At 54.8% G+C, this 19963-nt stretch carries 16 protein-coding genes and 1 riboswitch; of the genes, 10 read left to right on the forward strand and 6 right to left on the reverse strand.

Annotated elements, in window-relative coordinates; all coding sequences use genetic code 11:
- Positions 1–3: 3 nt before the first annotated feature.
- Entirely contained in the window at positions 4–462 is a 459-nt protein-coding gene (gene rnhA, locus Poly59_RS18645; RefSeq protein ID WP_146535629.1) for a ribonuclease HI, read from the forward strand.
- Here the strand turns inward: rnhA and Poly59_RS18650 are convergent.
- Positions 459–683, reverse strand: coding sequence for a hypothetical protein (locus tag Poly59_RS18650; protein ID WP_146535630.1), 225 nt, complete (start codon positions 681–683; stop codon positions 459–461). The two genes, rnhA and Poly59_RS18650, sit on opposite strands and share 4 nt — an antisense overlap.
- Positions 684–936: 253 nt before the next feature.
- Here Poly59_RS18650 and Poly59_RS18655 point away from each other — a divergent pair, with 253 nt between their 5' ends.
- From Poly59_RS18655 to Poly59_RS18680, 6 genes are all read left to right on the forward strand, one after another.
- Complete coding sequence (locus Poly59_RS18655) at positions 937–3582, forward strand: DNA gyrase subunit B (RefSeq protein ID WP_146535631.1); 2646 nt, start codon at positions 937–939, stop codon at positions 3580–3582.
- A gap of 665 nt (positions 3583–4247) precedes the next feature.
- A riboswitch (cyclic di-GMP riboswitch) is annotated at positions 4248–4350 on the forward strand.
- A gap of 136 nt (positions 4351–4486) precedes the next feature.
- A complete protein-coding gene (locus Poly59_RS18660) occupies positions 4487–4666 on the forward strand; it encodes a Flp family type IVb pilin (protein WP_146535632.1) in 180 nt (59 codons plus the stop codon).
- Positions 4667–5066: 400 nt separating this feature from the next.
- Complete coding sequence (locus Poly59_RS18665) at positions 5067–5627, forward strand: A24 family peptidase (RefSeq protein WP_146535633.1); 561 nt, start codon at positions 5067–5069, stop codon at positions 5625–5627.
- 267 nt (positions 5628–5894) lie between these two features.
- The gene (gene cpaB / locus Poly59_RS18670; RefSeq protein WP_146535634.1) at positions 5895–6962 is read left to right on the forward strand and encodes a Flp pilus assembly protein CpaB; all 1068 of its coding nucleotides are present in this window, start codon (positions 5895–5897) and stop codon (positions 6960–6962) included.
- A gap of 166 nt (positions 6963–7128) precedes the next feature.
- Positions 7129–8688 (forward strand): type II and III secretion system protein family protein, encoded by a 1560-nt coding sequence (locus Poly59_RS18675; RefSeq protein ID WP_146535635.1) that lies wholly within the window; start codon positions 7129–7131, stop codon positions 8686–8688.
- A gap of 60 nt (positions 8689–8748) precedes the next feature.
- Positions 8749–9966, forward strand: coding sequence for a MinD/ParA family protein (locus tag Poly59_RS18680; protein WP_146535636.1), 1218 nt, complete (start codon positions 8749–8751; stop codon positions 9964–9966).
- An 89-nt stretch (positions 9967–10055) separates the two neighbouring features.
- Here Poly59_RS18680 and Poly59_RS18685 read toward each other — a convergent pair whose 3' ends face one another.
- On the reverse strand, positions 10056–11561 hold the full coding sequence (locus Poly59_RS18685) for a leucyl aminopeptidase (RefSeq protein ID WP_146535637.1): 1506 nt from the start codon (positions 11559–11561) through the stop codon (positions 10056–10058).
- Positions 11562–11725: 164 nt separating this feature from the next.
- On the opposite strand from Poly59_RS18685, the gene Poly59_RS18690 reads away from it, so the two are divergent.
- Positions 11726–13573 carry a UbiD family decarboxylase gene (locus tag Poly59_RS18690; RefSeq protein ID WP_246151756.1) on the forward strand — a complete coding sequence of 616 codons (1848 nt, stop codon included), beginning with the start codon at positions 11726–11728 and terminating at the stop codon, positions 13571–13573.
- Positions 13574–13576: 3 nt separating this feature from the next.
- Positions 13577–14383 (forward strand): SDR family NAD(P)-dependent oxidoreductase, encoded by an 807-nt coding sequence (locus tag Poly59_RS18695; protein WP_146535638.1) that lies wholly within the window; start codon positions 13577–13579, stop codon positions 14381–14383.
- Between the two features lie 26 nt (positions 14384–14409).
- Here Poly59_RS18695 and Poly59_RS18700 read toward each other — a convergent pair whose 3' ends face one another.
- The 3 genes from Poly59_RS18700 to Poly59_RS30725 form a co-directional block, all read right to left on the reverse strand.
- A complete protein-coding gene (locus tag Poly59_RS18700) occupies positions 14410–15588 on the reverse strand; it encodes an amidohydrolase family protein (protein WP_246151757.1) in 1179 nt (392 codons plus the stop codon).
- Between the two features lie 69 nt (positions 15589–15657).
- The gene (locus tag Poly59_RS18705; RefSeq protein ID WP_146535639.1) at positions 15658–16695 is read right to left on the reverse strand and encodes a hypothetical protein; all 1038 of its coding nucleotides are present in this window, start codon (positions 16693–16695) and stop codon (positions 15658–15660) included.
- Between the two features lie 55 nt (positions 16696–16750).
- Positions 16751–17014: a fasciclin domain-containing protein gene (locus Poly59_RS30725; protein WP_146535640.1), complete on the reverse strand. Its 264-nt coding sequence runs from the start codon at positions 17012–17014 to the stop codon at positions 16751–16753.
- A gap of 507 nt (positions 17015–17521) precedes the next feature.
- On the opposite strand from Poly59_RS30725, the gene Poly59_RS18715 reads away from it, so the two are divergent.
- Complete coding sequence (locus Poly59_RS18715; protein ID WP_146535641.1) at positions 17522–18388, forward strand: hypothetical protein; 867 nt, start codon at positions 17522–17524, stop codon at positions 18386–18388.
- A 227-nt stretch (positions 18389–18615) separates the two neighbouring features.
- On the opposite strand, the gene Poly59_RS18720 is transcribed toward Poly59_RS18715, so the two are convergent.
- On the reverse strand, positions 18616–19929 hold the full coding sequence (locus Poly59_RS18720) for a 3-deoxy-D-manno-octulosonic acid transferase (RefSeq protein ID WP_146535642.1): 1314 nt from the start codon (positions 19927–19929) through the stop codon (positions 18616–18618).
- Between the last annotated feature and the right edge of the window lie 34 nt (positions 19930–19963).

The following is a 19963-nucleotide window of genomic DNA, read 5'->3' on the forward strand; positions in this document are numbered from 1 at the left end:
GCCATGAAGAAAGTTAGCCTCTATACCGACGGTGCTTGCAGCGGAAACCCTGGTCCAGGTGGCTGGGCGTTCATTCTGAGATGCGACAAGACTCAGAAAGAGCTTGAACAGGCTGGCGGCGAACCCGAGTCGACCAACAACAAGATGGAGTTGACCGCGGTGATTCGCGGGTTGCAGGTATTGAAGGAGCCGTGCGAAGTCACGCTGTACGCGGACAGTACCTATGTCCTGCAGGGCATGAAGTCGTGGATGGCCGGCTGGAAGTCGCGGGGGTGGAAACGGAAAGAGGGCAAAAAGTTGGCCGAAGTCAAGAATGTCGAGTTATGGAAGCAGCTTGACCAATTGATGCAAACTCACCAAATCAATTACGAGCATGTCAAAGGACACGCCGGCCACGTCGAAAACGAACGATGTGATGTGTTGGCTGTGGCCGCCTACCAGCGTTACTTACCGAAGCGTTAGCGACTCCATCGCTGATTGGTGTGCGGGTAGCGAAGCTCGTCAAGAGTTTGGCCTGTGGGGAGATTGCCGAAAGTCTTGACGGCTGTTGCTACGAACTCTTCCCAGAAATTGAGCATCAGGTCCTCGGCGGCCTCGGGAACATCGGATTTGGCAATGACAAGTATCCGATCGCGTTGTCCGCGAAAGTAGGCGTCGGAGGGTTCGCTTTGCTTTTCGATCACGTGGGTATTCGTTGCTCGCCGAGCCGATTTGTTACCAACAAGGCCGGGGATTTCATGATTTAGGCGTGAAAACAGCAAAAAATGCCTTCCCAGACGTGTATCCCACGCGTGAGATCGGGCCGAGTCGAATTGCCGTGTGAGGCCGCCGGAGGTGTGGCAGACCTACTGCGTTAGAGATCGGAAAACGCTACACTGTTGGGGTTCGCACACCGGTGTGCTCACGTCCTTTTTCTTCGTCTTTTTGCAGGCTTTCATGAGCGACGCTCCTCTCGCAGATACCCCCGACGAAAACGCATCGGAACTCACCCCGGCCACAACCGAACAAGTTACGACTGACCCGGCTACACAGGACCCTGCTACGACTGATCCGACTGCGTCCGAAGCAGGCTCGGCATCGGTCATGCAGGCGTCGTCCATTCCGGCGGCCAACAAAGAATACGAAGGCAAGGACCTTCAACACCTGTCGGACCTTGAACACGTCCGCGAACGACCCAGTATGTACATCGGTGACGCCAGCACTCGCGGGCTTCACCACCTGGTATACGAAGTCGTCGACAATTCGATTGACGAAGCGATGGCCGGTTTCGCTAAATCGGTGTCGGTCGTGGTTCACACCGACGGCAGTGTCACCGTCGAGGATGATGGTCGCGGGATTCCAATCGATCGCCACGATCAACTTTCCGAAGAACTTGACCGTGAAGTCACGACGCTTGAAGGCGTGATGACCGTTTTGAAGTTCGGTGGAAAGTTCAAAAAGGGAGCCTATCAGACTTCTGGTGGTCTGCACGGTGTCGGTGTCACGGTCGTGAACTTCCTAAGCCAGTGGGCGAACGTCGAAGTCAGTCGTGAAGGATTCACGTGGACTCAGGAATACGAACGAGGTGTACCAACCACCGTCGTTTCCAAGGGACGCGCGACGAAAAAGACTGGCACCAGGGTGACCTTCAAAGCCGATGGTCAGATCTTTAGTACGACCAAATACAACTACGACACGTTGTACAAGCGTCTGCAAGAGTTGGCGTTTCTAAACAGTGGCGTTCACATCAAATTCTTGGATGAACGCAACGGCGAAGGCGGCGACTTCAAGTACGAACGCGGCATCGTCGAATTTGTTGAACACCTCAACCGCGCTAGCGATCCTGTTCACGCGGACGTGATTCGAATCGTTGGCGAGAAGGATGGTGTTCAGTACGACATCGCGCTGCAGTACACGACGGAGTACACCGAGAACGTCCAGTCGTACGTCAACAACATTCACACCACCGAAGGCGGTACCCACGAATCGGGGTTCCGCAGTGGGTTAACGCGGACGCTTAACAACTACGGTAAGAAAGAAAATCTGTTCAAGGGCGTCGCGCCGGCGGGTGATGACTTCCGCGAAGGCATCACGGCCGTGATCAGCGTGCGAGTTCCCGAGCCGCAATTCGAAGGCCAAACTAAAACCAAGCTCGGTAACAGTTTTGTCGACGGCATCATCAGCGGTGCAGTCGGTGAACAGTTATCAAAGTACATGGAAGAAAACCCGCGAGTTGCGGTCACGATCGTTCGCAAGGGCATGTTGGCTGCGGAAGCTCGCGAAGCTGCCCGCAAAGCAAAAGATCTGTTGCGGAAACGCAAAGATGCCCTGTCCGGTGGTGGTCTGCCCGGCAAGCTGCGTGACTGTATCAGCAAGAATCGCGACGAGTGCGAACTGTACCTGGTGGAAGGTGATTCGGCCGGTGGTTCGGCCGAAGGTGGACGGATGCGCGAGTTCCAGGCGATTCTGCCGCTTCGCGGTAAGATCATCAACGCCTACAAGTCACGCGAAGCCAAGGTGTTGGAAAACACCGAAGTTCAATCGATGATCCAGGCCATTGGTACTGGCATCGGTGCCGACCAAGACCTGACCAAACGTCGGTATGACAAGATCGTCATCATGACCGACGCCGACGTCGACGGCAGCCACATTCGGACGCTGCTGTTGTGTTTCTTTTATCGGCAAATGTACGAGCTGGTGGCGCGGGGACACGTCTACGTTGCCCAGCCGCCGTTGTTCCGGGTTCAACACGGAAAGAAACGGTACTACATCCAAACCGATGGCGAGATGAAGACCCAGTTGCTCGAGCGTGGTCTCAATGACACGGTTTTCGAAGCCGAAGACGGTCGCCGCGTCGAAGGCGATCAAATGCGTGCCCTGTGTACGGCGCTTGCTGCCATGGAAGATGCTGTCGTCGCACTTGAACAACATGGATTCAGTTTGCGAATCCATGCGATGCGGTACGACCCAGTCGCCGAAAAATTGCCGTCGCTGTTAGTGACGCACGGCAACGAAGAAAACTGGTTCATGACTCAAGACGCTGTCGAAGAGTTCTTGAACGAACGTGGTTTAACGTTGGACATCGAAGAAGACGACGAAAACGATCTCGAAATCACCGACGACACTGTTGACGCTTCGGCCGAACCAAAAATTAAGGTTCCACCAGATAACTTGGCTCACATGCGAGAGTTGCATGAAGTCCGTACGATCAACAGTGGATTGAAGGACTTGCAAACACTCGGTTTTAGCATTGACGATTTGATTCCGATTGAACGCACGGGATTGACCACGGCTCGGTTTGAATTGGTGCGTGGCGAAGACATTCGTCGCCCACTCGAAGATTTGCGTGGGTTGCTATCCGAAGTTCGGGCGGCTGGTGAAAAAGGACTGCAAGTCACTCGCTTTAAAGGGCTGGGTGAAATGAACGCGGAAGAACTTCGTGAAACGACACTCGACCCTGCCAATCGAACTTTGTTGAAGGTCAACTTGACTGACGCCGGTGCGGCCGACGAAATGTTCCGTTTGCTGATGGGCGACAAAGTGGAACCTCGCCGCGAATTCATCGAAACGCACGCGCTAGACGTCCGAAACCTGGACGTGTAGTCGGACAGGCTGAGAATCGAGCGGGAAATAACGGTTTGATCGGCTACGACAGTTGTTACTGCTCGTGCCGTTGTCTCGGCCATTGGCAGCTGACCCTCTTGCGTAGCCCATCGGGGAGGGGGTGTGTCACCGGCGGCGCGTTCATATCACCAGTGGCGGAATCAGGTTTGCCTGCGGCGAACGATCATTCGCCGTGTGTGTTTGGTAGTGCATCGGGATCGACATGTCGGTTCTATGTCGGTCAACCCGGACAATCGGTGATGTCGGTTGTTGGCGTCGATGCGGTGTAGGCGGTGCAAACGCATCGGATGAAGTTTCTAAAACACTTACGTCTGAGCCAGTCGATCTTTTGATAGCTGGATGTGCTCATTGAACCAGGTAACGTCACGGCTGAGTTTGACTTTGCGGCTGTCGTTGAGGCGAAACGTTAGTCTTGAACTGCAAATTCTTAGCTGCCGCCACCAAAACAACGGCATCAACCGGCACAATCGTTACATCTGTCGATCTCTAGCGAAGCGTTACGAATTACCTCGCCAGAGTTTTTTGACAGGCGCGTTTTGTGTCATAGGTTTCTTGTAGAAGTGAGCGGATCGGTGTTCGATCTGCTGCCGAGGCAAAAATGATTACCGATTGGTGGTCAGCGGAGCTTCGGTCAGCCTTGCTTTCCATGACAAAGGCAAACCGTTTGAGAAGACGGCACGCAAAGCTACGGGTCCGTGGGTGGATGTGAGCAATCACGTTTCATCTCAGGAAAGCCGGGCTGCCAAGGGTAACTGAGGCATGTCGGACGAAAGTCGAAAGACGGGGCTGCCCCCACACTGGGAAGATTCACGTCGAATCAACCCAACAAGTCGTCGTCGCATGTTGCTAAACCCAACGTGCTCTCAATTGAGAGAAAATTGACATGAAGAATTTCACGCAAAGCATTGTTAACTTCCTAAAAGAAGAAGATGGCCCAACTGCAGTTGAATATGCAGTGATGTTGGCTCTGATCGTCGTTGTCTGCTTGGCAGCTGTCGGTACCATCGGTACCAACGCTAACGCTAAGTTCGAAGCTGTCGGCACCGCAATCGCTGCCAACTAGTTGCTTGCCGCCGGTTGATCTGGCGGCCAATAAATATCTCGACGCGGATTGGTGCGGACCTATTTCGGTCCGCACCACCGTGCCGAGATGCTTTGCGTTTGGATCAAGCGGTTTTGTTGGTCTTGTCGAGATCGACGAGACGAGCTTCGAGTCCAAACCTGCTTTAGTAAATAACGACGCGACTGCGTCATGGCCCGCAACCAAATCACATGCGGGAGAAAACCGAACATGAACTATCCACTGCTACCTGCTGATGCTGCTGCCTACGCTTGGCAATTGTCTTGCTGTTTCGTGACACTTTTGTTCGCGATGTTCAGTTGGATGATCGGGCCACGTTAGAAACGGCACAGTTTTCGCGACCTCGCACGCACGCACGCAAAATCCTTCACGGGGAAGAAATATGACCACCTTATTCAACGGCATTGCCGAAAACTGGACCGTCTGGTTCGTGACCATCGTTTTGGTGGTTGCCGCCGTGATCGATGGAAAGATCTTGAAAGTACCGAACTGGTTGACCTTCCCGTTCATCATCATGGGCTGGATTCACTGCACGATCCAAGGTGGTTTCGGCACAGACGGCTTGTTATTTAGTTTGCTTGGAACCTTCGTGGGCATGATGTGCCTGTTGTTGCTGCGTAACCGTGGTGGCATGGGTGCCGGCGACGTGAAACTGCTGGCTGGCGTCGGAGCTTGGTTGGGTGCGATCGTCACGCTTTACGCCTTTGCTGCGACCGCAATCGTTGGCGGAATCATGGCTGCGATCATGATTTGGCGCTCGGGCGAATGGGAAAAGCACTTCGCGATGGCTCACAAGATCATGCACGAGTGGAAGACTGAAAAACCACGCGAACTGGCGTCGATTGCCCGCGAGCGTAAGCCGACGATGTACCTGTTGCCATACGGAATCCCAATGGCAATTGGTTCGATCGCCTACTTCGCTCTGGCTGGAATGCTGGTCTAAGCGAAACAGTTCAGCAGGCACGGTCAGGCCGCGGTTTGACCGAGCGTTTGGCTTCAGCCAGGCAATGGTAAAGAGTAGCGATTGGGCGGGTTGTCGCAGATGCGTCGTCCTGGCCGGTCGTGCCGGTGGTGAGTCGCTGATCGTAAGGGTTGCAGCGGTGTGGGGCGTGGCACCGAAGAACCCTGTTAGCCGAAATCATTTTCGAGTGCACCCGACGTGAGTGCCGGCTAAAAATCGGTCCATGACACGTATAGACCAAATAATTCAATGCGTAAATCGCTCTACCTTCTGATTGCCCTAGTGTGCGGCACCGTTGCAACGGTGATGGCCAATCAATGGCTAAAGGCACAAGCTAGCGGACAGAACACTGGTAGTACGACGGAGATCTTCGTCGCTACTGTCGCCATCGACATTGGAGAAGAAATCACTCCTGAGCGAGTTCGTCTGGAACAGTGGCCGTCGGATCGGGTTCCCCAGGGATCAACCGGTGACTTGGAGGTGCTTAAGAAGAAGTACGCCAAGCAGCGTTTCTATGTTGGCGAAGCGATCATGCCTGTCAAGTTGATGGATGAGAACTGGACCACGGTACCCAAGGGATACCGAGTTGTCGCACTTAAAGCCAACGATGTCACGATCGCGAACCTGATCCAACCGGGCGACCGCGTCGACGTGCTTGCTTACTTTGCGAAAAGCGAACTGATTCCTCAAAGCATGAGTAAGACCGTGCTGATGGGAATCCGGGTTTACGCACTCGACGGCGATACCGAGCGTCGTGCAGGCGAAGACCGCGCCAAGAACCTTCGCACCATTCAATTGTTGATTCACGAAAAGGATACTGACGCTTGGCAGTATGCTCAGGAACTCGGACGTGTTCGTTTGAGTCTTGGTAGCGATGCTGATTACAGTACCGAAGATGGTTCGAACCAAGCAGGACGCGAGTTCCTGACCTGGCTCGAAGACCACCGCGCTGCTGAAGAGCAAGCCGTGCTAGAAAAAGAACGTTTGCGTCGCGAGCAAGAAGCTGCTCGTGCTACTCAGCCTACCGTTGCCGAAACAGTGAAAAAACGTGACGAGAACGGTTTTTCGATGTTCAAGATGACGGAAGGCCGGATGGTCGAGTACTGGATTGTGCCCGGCAAGTTGCCTGTTCGCATTGGCGAAGTTGGTGGCGAAAACGATACACCTGTTGAACCGATTGGCGAAGCCGCTGATCCGGAAGCAACGGTCGACGCTACTACCGACGGCGAAGAAGATTACGGCTACCTGACGGGTGAAAACAGCCCGTTGTATCAACCGCCTGGTTCGTTCAGCGGCAAAGGTGCGACAGCTCAATAGAACTTAGTGATCGAGTTGGGTTTGACCTGATTCATCCAGCGACTGCTTTTACCCTTTTACTATCGTTACCCACAGAGACTGTTGACGCAGTGCCGTTGCCCTAAGGGACGGTCCGGTGTCACTATTCGGACGGATCCGAATCAGGTCTCGCAAGGATGCTTTTGCAATGGAAACGAATCGATCGACGGCAAAGTCACTTGCCGCCATCATTGTGCTTGCTTTCGCAGGCGGTCTTAGCTCCGGAAACGCCGCGGCTCAGTCAAATCCTGTTCGACTGACATCGGACACTTCGACCGTCAATCGAAACATCTCACAGTCGGTTGAACGACTCGAGATGTTGGTCAAGAGCAGTCGCATCTTGACGCTCGAGGAGCGGATCCCGAAGTTTCAGGTGCATAACGAAGGCATCCTAGGTGCAACGCCGGTCTCGCAAAATCAAATTCAGATTTTTGCGAAGGCACCGGGAACCACCCAGTTGAACCTGTGGGACACCAACGACAAACTTTATACGGTTGACGTCACGGTCAGCCCCGACGCACGTGAGGTCGAAGGCATCCTGGCTAACCAGTTACCACTGGCGTCGCTAAAGGTGTTGCCGGTCAACAACAGTGCGATCATCTCGGGAACGGTAACCAACGTTGACGAAGTGGATCGTGCGGTCGCGATCGTCGAACAGTTCTACGCAACGGTCGTCAATAACATTCGTGTGGTCGGGGTTCAACAAGTTCTGTTGCACACCAAGATCATGGAAGTATCAAGAACCAAACTGCGTGACATGGGGATCGACTGGGGCAGTTTCACCGACACGGGGTTCTTCTACAACGCGCCTGGTGGTTTGCTGGCCATGGGCGAAACGACCGTGAATGGAGCCATTCCAACGACCGAAGGTGGACTCTCGGCAACGAATCGGATCTTTGCAGGCGGCGGTGACTTCGACGCCTTAGTGACTGCCTTGCGTCGTCAAGACTTGATCAAGTTCTTGGCTGAACCCACGGTGGTTGCAACACACGGTCGCCCCGCACGATTCAACGTTGGCGGTAAGGTTCCTTACCTGGTCCCATCGGGTAACGGTGCGATTTCGGTTCAGTACGAAGAATTTGGAACGTCAGTTGACTTCCTGCCTTTCGTGGTTGGACCAGGACGAGTTCGCTTGGAAGTTCGCCCCGAAGTTTCAGAGCCTGATGCATCCAACGGTATCGTCGCTGCTGGTGTGAACGTGACGGCGTTCCGATCACGCTATGTTGAAACCGCTGTCGAACTGCAAGCTGGGCAAACGTTTGCGATCGCTGGATTGCTGCAAAGCCGAACTGAATCTGTCACTCGTGCAACACCCTTCTTTGGCGAGCTGCCTTATATCGGAACCATGTTTCGCCGAGTCCGCGAAGAACGCAACGATATAGAATTGCTAATCACCGTGACGCCCGAGTTTGTCAGTGCGATGGATCCCCACGAAGTACCACGTGGCGGCCCTGGTCTGAACTCGATGTCACCTAACGACTGCGAGTTGTACCTCAAGGGTCACATCGAAGTCCCGAACTTGCTGGGTGACGACTGTGGATGCTCACCTGGTAACGACGGCTACAGCACGGGGGCCAGCCAAGGTTACGGTTCGGTCATCAACCCGAATGAAATTCATGGTGGAGTCGTTCTTCCACCTGGTGCAATCGTTCCTGGCAACCAACCAATTCAGGTTGGCGAAGGCGTAACGATCAGCTCTCCTAACTAATAGTGTCATGCGAATCTCAGTAGTTCTCAGTCGTTTATATTCTCACATCGGTCAACCTTCATGAGTAACGTTCTACGAATCGCGCTGGTGGATCCTAATGATCGGTCGCGAGAAACCCTCAAGAATATTCTTGTCGGAATGGATACGATCTGGCTCGAAGCTGATTGTTCGAGGTACGAGTTTTTCCCAGACGTGATTGAGCAGACCGCGCCGGATGTCGGTGTGATCTCGCTGGATTCAGATCCGGAAAAAGCAATCGACTTGATCAAACGCTTGTCCGCTGCCGCACCTGAAACAGCCATCTTGGCTGCCAGTGAGCAGACGGAAGGGCAAACGATCTTAAGAACGATGCGGGCTGGGGCAAGAGAATTCTTGACCTTGCCGATCAACCAGGAAGATCTGGACGCCGCTTTAGGCCGTGTCAGTCAACAGAAATTCGGTTCGAGCGAAGGTGGCGGACGAAGCTGCGAAGTGTACGCGATTGCCGGTGCAACCGGTGGTGTCGGATCGACCAGCACGGCAGTCAACTTGGGGTGTGTGCTTGCTGAAGATCCTCGCAACAGCGTCGCGCTGTTGGATTTGGACCTTGCGCTTGGTGATGCGGACGTGTTCTTGGATTCGATTCCCGACTACACGCTCGCCGATGTGGTGCAGAACATTTCTCGCTTGGACATTCAGTTGTTGAAGCGTTCGCTGACCAAACATAGCAGCGGATTGTATTTGTTGCCGCGTCCGGTCGAACTGCATGACACCATGGCCATTACCGATGACAGCATTCGGAAAGTGATTGGACTACTAAAAGCATCGTTCACTCACTTGATCATCGACTTGTCAAAGACTTACAGCGGCGTCGATATGGCGGCGATCGAAAACGCGACCAAAGTCGTCTTGGTGACTCAGTTGGACTTGCCGTGTTTGCGAAACGTCGTTCGTCTGATGATGGGTTTCGATGAAATCGACGGTTTGAAGGATAAGGTCGAAATCGTGGTCAACCGAGCTGGCTTGGACGCTGGTCAAATCAGTTTGAAGAAAGCGAAAGAGACGCTCGGCCGTGATATCTTTGCGCTGTTGCCGAACGATTACCGCACCATGGTAGAAGTTCGCAACAACGGTGTGCCATTGATCGTTCAAGCGCCCAAAGCGGCGATCACCCAAGGCATCCGTGAACTGGCAGGCAAGCTTCAAGGTGCTACGACGAAGCAGCCCCAAGATGAGGGCGACGTTGGAAAGGCGAGCGAAAGCAAGTGGAAGAAATTTTGGCCCGGTGTTAAGGCATAGCGTTAGGACATCGCGTGATGGCTTAACGCAGTCGTCAGCCAGGAGATATCCTGGCTGACCCGACCGGTTAAACAACGACACCATCGTCGTTATCTGGTGCTTTCGATGCTCGCGTTCTCGATCCAGCGGATCAGCGTTCGCACCATCACGCCCGTGGCACCCGCATCGCGATGCGGTTTTGGGCTGTCAGCGAATGCGGGGCCAGCGATATCGATGTGGACCCAAGGCACATCGCCAACGAAGTTTTCTAGGAACTTTGCCGCTGTAATCGCACCGCCCCAGCGTCCTTCGCCCACGTTCTTGATGTCGGCAATCTTGCTTTTGATTTTTTCGTCATACAAATCGAACATCGGTAATTGCCAAACAAGTTCGCCTTCCTGTTCGGCAGCAACTTCGACGGTTTCGCACAGGGGGGCATCGTTCGGCATCAGCCCGGCAACTTCATTGCCAAGTGCGACCATGCAGGCACCGGTCAGCGTTGCTAAGTCGATCATCGATCTTGGTGAATGCTGAATGGCAACATCGAGTGTATCTGCCAAAACAACGCGGCCTTCCGCGTCGGTGTTCAGGATTTCAATCGTCTTGCCGCTGCGAGTTTCGATCACATCGCCCAACTTGTAGCATGATCCGCTGATCATGTTTTCAGCCAAGCCACATAACCCGATGACGTTTTGCTTGACGCCCAATTCGGCAATCGCCCGCATGGTTCCGACGACGGTAGCCGCGCCCGCCATATCGCACTTCATGTCGATCATGCCGTCGCTTGGTTTGATCGATAGGCCACCACTGTCAAACGTGACTCCCTTGCCCACGATCGCGATCGGTGCTTCGTTGCCACCGCCATTGTGTTTCAAAATCACCAATCGCGGTTTTGCAGAAGATCCGGCGCCTACCGCCAAGATCCCACGGCAGCCTTCGGCTTCCAACTTGGCTTCGTCCCAAACTTCAATCTGCAGCCCGGATTCTTTGGCAATCTCAGTGACTCGCGTGGCAAAGCTTTCCGGATAGATCATCGCCGGTGGCTCGTTCACCAAACGGCGAGTGTGGTTGATGGACTTACCAATGATTTCGCCGCGTGTGATTGCGGTCTGTTGGATTCCCGCAAACGCAATTTCGGTCGGCACATTCGCCGATGGTTCCGCTTGATAGATCGCTTGCCCCTCGCAGCCGTAGATCGATCCGGCAACGATCGAATCGTGCATTTCGTCGGGGAGCGATTGACCAAGGGCAACGACGACACGTTTGCGATTGCGGTCCGACAATTTGCGAATCGCAGCCGATGCCAAGTCAAAAGCGGTAGCCCGCGAGGGAGCTTTTTTGCCCAGTCCAACGACCAGGAACATTGTTGGGCCGGACGTCAGCGGCGAGGCAATCAGTGTCATCTCGCCTTGCTTGCCGCGAATTTGACCATTTTTGATCAATCCAGTGATCCAGCCGTTGGTGGCCTTGTCGAATTCGGAAAGCGAAGTCTTCTCGGATGTCGGCGACAGCGAGCCGTCTTCGGCCAATCCGACAACGATCACGTCGGCAGCGTCGGTAACCGGATTGGCAGCGAGAGTCAGTTTGGGTGACGGCAGGGGCAAGCTTTCGAGCATTCGATTACGCTTTGATAGGTTGACGGATTCGGTGTGTTGACGGGACATTCCCGTGCGTTAGTTTAGCGCCGCGATCGCGGTTATCCTACCCTCCGCGATTTTGACTTGGGATTCGCGGGATCGCTGATGTCGTTGATGTCTTTTAAATTCTGGTAACCGAATCTGTGAAACACCGTAGCACTCGAGATGTCATCGAAGACCTTCGCCGGGGCGGTCGTTTGATTCAGATCGACGACGAAGTCGATCCATATCTTGAAATGGCCGAGATTCAACGGCGCGTTTATCTCAATGGCGGCCCGGGATTACTGTTCACTCGCGTTCGCGGTTCCAAGTTTCCGGCGGCATCAAACCTTTTTGCGTCGCTTGAACAGGCACGTTATCTGTTTCGCGACACGTTGGAGTCGGTCCGGCGTTTGATTGAAGTCAAGCTGGATCCTTCTGCCCTTCCCAAGCATCCGCTGCGGTATGCGGGCGTTCCCCTGACGGCGCTGCGAATGCTGCCTCGCGGTGTGCGCAGCGGCGCGGTCCAGGCGAACCAGTGTCAGGTCTCGGACTTACCGCCGATCAAATGTTGGCCCGATGACGGAGGGGCGTTTGTGACGCTGCCGCAAGTTCTCAGTGATGATCCAACTGCGGCCGGTGCTTCGAACCAAAGTCGATTGATGCGGGTCAATCTTGGTATGTATCGCATTCAGTTGACGGGTAATGACTATGTGCCCAACCAAGAGATTGGATTGCACTATCAGATTCACCGCGGTATCGGTGTCCACCATCGGGCGGCGCTGGACCGTGGCGAACCGCTTCGAGTCTGCATTACGGTCGGCGGTTCACCTGCGATGTCGTTAGCGGCGGTGATGCCACTACCCGAAGGGTTAACTGAGCTGACCTTTGGCGGTGCCCTGGCGGGACGCCGAACGGCGATGGTGAAAGGATCACATGCGCCGATTTACGCGGACGCAGACTTTGCGATCGTTGGAACGATCGATCCCGCGGCTGCGAAACCCGAGGGGCCATTTGGTGATCACTTGGGATACTACAGTTTGCAGCATCCGTTTCCATTGATGAAAGTTGAAAAGGTGTACCACCGTAATGACGCGATTTGGCCTTTCACGGTGGTCGGCCGACCGCCTCAAGAAGACACGACGTTTGGTCAGTTGATCCACGAGTTGACGGACCCGATCATTCCATCGGTGATCCCTGGCGTGAAGGCTGTTCACGCGGTCGATGCGGCAGGCGTCCATCCTTTGCTGTTAGCGATCGGCAGCGAACGTTACATGCCGTACTTGGAACGTGTGCAACCGCAAGAGTTGCTGACCCAGGCCAATGCGATTCTTGGCAACGGTCAGTTGTCGCTGGCAAAGTATCTCTGGATCACCGATGATCCCGAATGCGCAATGGACATTCACGACGAGTCAGCGTTTTTTAGTCACGTGCTGTCGCGTGTCGATTGGCGACGCGACTTGCATTTTCAAACTCGCACGACGATCGATACGCTTGATTACAGCGGGACCGGACTAAATCAAGGATCCAAGGTGGTTGTCGCGGCCACGGGAGCACCCATTCGCAGTTTGCCCGCAGAGTTGCCGTTGGAATTGACGTTGCCCGATGGTTTCCGCAACCCGCGGGTGGTGATTCCCGGTGTGCTGGCGATTGAAGGGCCAGCTTGCAAAACTGACAATGATCGCCAAGCACTCGTTCGATTCGTTTGTGCCTTTACCTCGGGTTCGCCACTGGACCAGTTTCCACTGGTGACGCTGGTCGATGACAGTGATTTTGTGGCCCGTAGTTTTTCGAATTGGTTATGGGTCACGTTCACGCGCAGCAATCCGGCCGTCGACGTTGACGGTATCGAGGCGTCGATCCACCAAAAACACTGGGGGTGTCGCGGTTCGCTTGTGATTGATGCAAGAATCAAGCCTCACCATGCACCACCGTTGATCGAAGATCCCGAAGTCACAGCCCGAGTCGACGCCCGTGCGACTCGCGGCGATGCCCTTGCCAAGTACCTTTGACTTATGCCGAACTTACAAGACGTTTTTGATTGTGATTCGCCCGTTGCGTTGGTCACGGGAAGCGGTGCGCCGAGAGTCGGTCGAGGGATTGCCACGCACTTGGCGTCACTCGGTTGTCGAATTGCATTGCACGCCAACACATCAGTTGACCAAGCACACCAAGCCGCAGAGCAAATGCGATCCGAACATGGTGCGGATGTTATCGTGACTGAGGGGGCGCTGGATGACGAGCGAGTTCCCGATCGATTGGTGGCTCAAACGCACGACCACTTCAAGCGAATCGATATCCTGGTCAACAGCGCTGCGATTTGGCGTCCGACGCCGCTGGCCCAGGTTACCGCAGACGAGATGCGACGCTATTTCGAAATCAACACGATCGCGTCATTCTTGTGCGCGCGGGCGGCAGCCATGTTGATGGCTCCGCAAACCCGTGGCGGTTCGATCATCAACATCGGTGACTGGGCAACGGGACGACCGTACTTGGATCACGCAGCGTATTTCCCAAGCAAGGGAGGCGTCGAGGTAATGACGCGATCATTAGCCGTCGAGTTTGCTGAATTGAATCGCCGCATCCGAGTCAACTGTATTCAACCCGGCCCGGTGCTGTTGGATGAATCGGTGACAAAGGCGCAACAGGATCGACTGGCCGCCTGCTCGTTGGTCGGCCGAATTGGGACGCCCGAGCATGTGGCACACGCGGTGCAGTTTCTGTGCGAAAATGATTTCGTCACGGGCGTGTGTTTACCGGTTGATGGCGGACGCAGCATTTTTGCTTCGGACGGTGTTCAGGTCGGTATGAACACTGGCTAACGATCGACTTTACTCGTTGGGTGAAGTCATGCGATGGGATGGTAGGTTTCGGCTGCCATGTCTTCAAAGACACCTTCGATCGTTGTCGCGCTGGTTGTGATCGTTCCCATCGCCGAACTGCATCCTGGCTGGATGCGGCCAAACTCAAGCCGGCCTAAAGCAGTGGCTCCGTTAAGAGTTGCCATCTTCAAGACTTCGGCCGGATCGATATCAGGGCGATGGTTCAAGAGGAATTGAACCTCGCTCCATAGATTCAGGTCCGGATTGCTGGCCCGTGAATCAGTGCCCAGCGCCACGCGAATTCCGGCTGTCAAACACTCGGCGACCGGATGCGGGGCGTAGCCAAAGTACGCATGCGTGCGTGGGCAATAGACCAGAGTTAGGTTTTTATACGTAGCGATCCTTTGCAGTTCGGCGGATCGCAAGTCGTTGCCATGAACCAGCAACGCGTGATGGGCGAGTGCAAGTTGATCGATCAACGAGTCGAAGGGTGGCTCGCCCCACGGAAAAAGATCGTCTCGCCAAACGCCCATCGCATGCAGGGCATCGGCAAACGGTCCGGTCCCCTGGGACAAAAGTTCTCGTTCGGAGGGCGACTCGGCCACGTGCATCGCGAGCGGCCGAAGCGAACGCGCCGATTCGGCGACACAACGCTCGATGGTTGCCCATGTGGTCGAGTACGGTGCATGCGGACTCCATCCACCGTTTTCTTTCTGTTCGTTGTGGAGAAGTCCGGCGGCAAAACGTTCGCTGCTGCGAGCATCGGAAAGGCCCAAGACTTCGGCTAGCGAAACGATCGCGGGTGTTTGGGGCGTGACGGGATAGTTGCAGGGGGGCGAAGTGATTTCGCCGATCAAACAGACACCCGCTTCGGCGGATTCACGAAGTCCTGCCTCGATCGCGGCGTTTTTTGTTTCGTTCGTTGTGGTGCCGCGTTGGGTGACCACTTTTCCAATCCATGTTGGCAATGGAACATTGGGTTGGCCAATGGGATGTGACAGATCCGAAAATTCGAGATGGGTGTGCGAGTTGACCAGCCCGGGCAGGACGGCGACGTTGCCAAGGTCAATGGCGTCGATGGGCGGACGGTCGGATGAAACGTCGACGATCCGTTCTGCATTGATTCGAATCCAGCCACCTTCGATTGGTGCGCTGGCGATCGGCAGAATCCAACGAGCGGTGTAGATGCGTGTGGAGTCGGACAAGTGAAACTTCCTTGACGCAGATGCCGACATCGTCGCGCGGCAAATTTGCGTTGGATTGGCGAAGGAACGTTACGGTGTCACTACGGACGGTTGCAGAAGCACGATCAAATATTGCTGCACCTCTACTTCTTGAACGCTCTTGAAGTTCTGCCCAAGGTACGGAATCTTGCTGACCATCGGGACCGGCACTTCGCTGAGGATTTTAGCAGGAGTTTGGAAGTGCGGATCGATCATCAGCACAGAGCCTGTTGCAAGTGTTTCTGAGGAGTGGGTTGTCTTGCTCATGTGCTGCGGCATCGCGATCGTGGCAGCATCCTCGCCTAAACCGAAAACGGATTCGTCGACCAGGTCAACGATTCGGCTGCAAACGACATGGGCGGATACCGTGATTTCTGGTTCGGCTGCTCCGTGCACAATCGCGGCTTGAATATGAACTCGGGTGCCTTCGTCAAAGACTTCGACGGTGGGTTTGCGGTTATCGTCCGGGCCGTGCATGTCGATGATAAATGGACGTTGGGACAGGTCGTTCATCTCGGCGTCTTTGCCGTCTAGTAACATGATCGACGGAACGGGTTTGACGGCGGACGCTTCGGCCTGGGTCACTCGGTCGATCATCGCATCGACTTCTTTGCCAGACAAAACGCATGTGGTCGCGGCCGATGGGCACTGCATTTGAATACTGCTGGAGTTTGCGTCGGCCGAGTCTGCCGTGCCGATCGGATTGACGGGGGATTCAGGAACCAAGATACGAGTTCCCGATCCGATGTGGCGAATCTTGTCGCGATCGATTTTGCGATACATTGCGACGCGTGTTGCCGAGTCAACCATCAGGTATTGGACTTTGACCCGGATCTGGGCAAGCGACTGTTCGTCTTGATGGGCGGCTGCCTCGTCCGTGAAGGTGCGGATTCGAGATGGCGCTCGATAGCTGGCCGGAAAGACGGGCGTCTGGCGAGTGGATGTCGACGCAGACGGTGCATCGATCGAGGCCGAGTCTGGATTTGTGATGGTCAATTGAGCCATCGCCGCAGAGGATCCGATCAGCGATCCGGCTAGGGCGAACGTCACCACGGCAAACCTCGGAGCGAATCGGTTGGTCTTGGTCATTGGCTAGCACCCTGGGAGAGGTCATTCGTACATCATGCATAACAAAACCAAGCCTTTAAACGCAATCGATACAAAAACGCTCGGTGCAATCGTCGTCGCCTAAACTGATCCGATGGTTCGGTCGCCCTGGATCGTGTCGACCGAGTGAAACGCTCCAAATTCCACCGTAGGCAGTTTTCCTTTGTTCGCGTGGTACGTCAGTACAGTAAACGGCTTCGCCTTGTTTTTTCAGTTTCATCAGCCTGGTACTTGTCCCATCGGACAGTTTGGCAAACGCTTTGTCGGTTGGAGCGAACACAGTAAGGGGGCCCTGCGCCACTGAACAATTCGGCCAAACCGGCTGCTTTTGCGATGGCCGCTAGAATGTGGATTTCCACGAAAATCGCCACTTCGGCAATTGTTTATCAGCAAATTGATGGCCACCATTAGCTCTTGCAAATGCGGATAGGAAGGCCAGGACCGCGAGCGGTATCAACGCGGTTGAGGGGCGTTTCATGGTTTTTCTGTGACCAAATCGACATTAGGTTCCGAGCGAAGGATAGGGCTCGCGAGACGAAATTGCCGACGGCACCAGCATCCAGGCATGCCCTGCCAGTCATGTAAAATGGGCAACAACGTGATGAAACGAGGTGCACGACAGAAAAAAATCGAGAAATCTGGAATCGTTTCGTACGTTGCCGAAACCCTGACCACTGTCGATGGTTAAAAACAATGCGTGCAAGATGAAGAGTTCTTCTGAACGTACATCTTTTGCAAGTCCCTTTTCCACTTCCTACTTCGTCGGCATGCCCTGGCTTGGGCATGCGTTGCCACGGGAACCGCCACCATGAAATTGTCTTCCAGCACTTTTCGACTCGTTGCAGTCATTCTCGTTTCGGCGAGTATGACCGTTGCATCCGCTTTCGCCCAAGATGATGGCGGCCGGGGGCGCGGCGGACGTGGTGGTCCCGGCGGTGGTGGTTTTGGCGGCGGACGTGGTGGTCCCGGTGGCGGCACGATGGGCGGAGATCCGACGCTTAGCCTGCTTCGCGTTGAGGCCGTTCGCACCGAGCTTGAAGTTTCGCCTGAACAAGAAGAAGCGATCACGAAGTTGGCCGAGCAGATGCGTCCGACTCGCCCGGAAGGCGTCAATTTTGGCGAGATGAGCGAAGAAGATAGAACAGCGTTCTTCGAAAAAATGCGGAAGGAAATGGAATCAAAATCAGCCGAAGCCAAAGAAAAGCTGGAAGAGGTTTTGTTCCCCGAACAGCTTGATCGATTGAAGGAAATTTCCTTGCAAGTTCAGGGCTCGCAAGCTCTTGGTAACACAGAAGTTGCCAAGGAATTGGGGATTTCAGCCGAACAAAAGTCCAAGCTTGAAGAAGTTCGTGAGACCCTTCGCTCTGAAATGCAGACCAAGATGCGGGAAGCGATGAGCAACCGTGACGCTGGTGGCGGAACAGGTATGCGTGAAATGTTCACCAAGATTCAAGAAGAGATGGACGAGAAAGTCTTCGCCGTTCTTACAGCCGACCAAAAGGCCGAGTTTGAAAAGATGAAGGGCAAAAAGTTTGATATGCCCGAGGGCGCGATGGGCGGCGGACGCGGCGGTCCCGGTGGAAACCGAGGCGGTGCAGGCGGACCCGGCGGGCCAGGTGGCCGAACTGGAAACCGCGGTGGCGGTCGTCCTCAGCGACCCGCAACTGCCGAGTAGTCGTCAGGCAAGATTGGCTCAAGGCATTAGCAATTCTTGTAGCTTAGCTTCGTCAGCACTCGGTTCGCGACGAAGCGCTCCGTCGCACCGATAGGGACAAACCTCGCTGGGGTTTGTCCCGTTTTTTTGGGACTGACTGAACCATTTCGCGGACGCTTCATCGGCTGGGCATGATTCGACAATGCCAATGATTCATTGCCGATGGGGCAGTCGCTTTCGCGGCGTTGCTAAGCGGCGCGACGATTGGCTGCATCGTCCTGTCGAGCCAGGATCGAATTCACAGTTCGCTTAATCGCGCCGCGGTGTTTCTTCACGACCGCTTTGGCGGCTCGCCCCAACGCATCAGCCGCGGGAATGTCGTCGAGGCATCGCCGGACAAATGCTTCGAGTTCGGTTTGGTCGTGTACTCGGACAGCGGCTTCTGCATCAATCAGATCACCAGCAATCTGGCGAAAATTCCGTGTGTTGGGGCCAAATGAGACCGCCGATCCATAGCCGGCTGGTTCAAGCATGTTCTGTCCGCCGCGGTCACCAAAGCTGCCTCCGACGGTGGCAATTTGACCGACGCCCCACCAGTCTCGTAGTTCGCCGATCGTATCGACAAGAATGACCGTATCGTTGTTCCACGACGCGAGACCTGACGATGGGCCACAGCTGCGGCGATGTGCGGCGAGTCCGACGTCTTGAATCAACGTGGCGACTTCGTCGAAACGTTCTTTGTGTCGGGGAACGATGACAAGCCGTAGTTCAGGATGGTTAACGCGAAGCGATTGATAGATGTTGATCGCCATCGCTTCTTCGCCACTTTGAGTGCTTCCGACGATCCAAATTTGATGCCATGGATCGACGCCGGCCCAGTTTGCCAGCTTGGCGACACTGTCGGTATCGCGTGTTGTCGGTGCATTGTCGTACTTTAGCGATCCAGTGACTGACAATCGCTTGGTGGCTGTCCCGCAAGCCGCAAATCGGTCCCGAGTGGTTTCGTCCTGGCATCCGACCCAGGACAGGCGCGCGAAGGTCGGTGCCAAGAATTTTGCGAACTGTTGATACCGCGATGCACTGCGCTCACTTAGCCGGGCATTGATCACCGACACAGTGACGCCGTTTTCGGTGGCGATTCGAATTAGATTGGGCCACAGTTCTAACTCGGCCAGAATCAGTTGCTTGGGCGACAGGTGTTTTAGCGTTCGCCGGGCCGCCCATGTAAAGTCGAGTGGGCAAAAGAAAACTCGATCAGTGCCAAATCGCTGGACCGCCAAATCGTAGCCTGTGTCTGTCGACGTGCTGATGATGACACGCGTTTCGGGATCGAATCGCTCGAGTTCGGCGACAATACTGGGCAGCAGATTGACTTCGCCAACACTGACCGCGTGAATCCACATGCAAGGGCGACCCTGCGTTAGCACCCGAGCTTCAGAAACGGATAGCCCAAAAAGTTTTTGTGGGGCTCCGCGTCGGTACCGTCCGTGCCGGAACATGCGATAGGCAACGACCGGTGAAAGCAACATCAGGGCGATGGCATAAAGGGCATTGGGCCACATGGAAAATCCTTTTTCCGTTTCGCTGTAAATGATG

It is taken from the genome of Rubripirellula reticaptiva (assembly GCF_007860175.1).
GTDB classification, from domain to species: domain Bacteria; phylum Planctomycetota; class Planctomycetia; order Pirellulales; family Pirellulaceae; genus Rubripirellula; species Rubripirellula reticaptiva.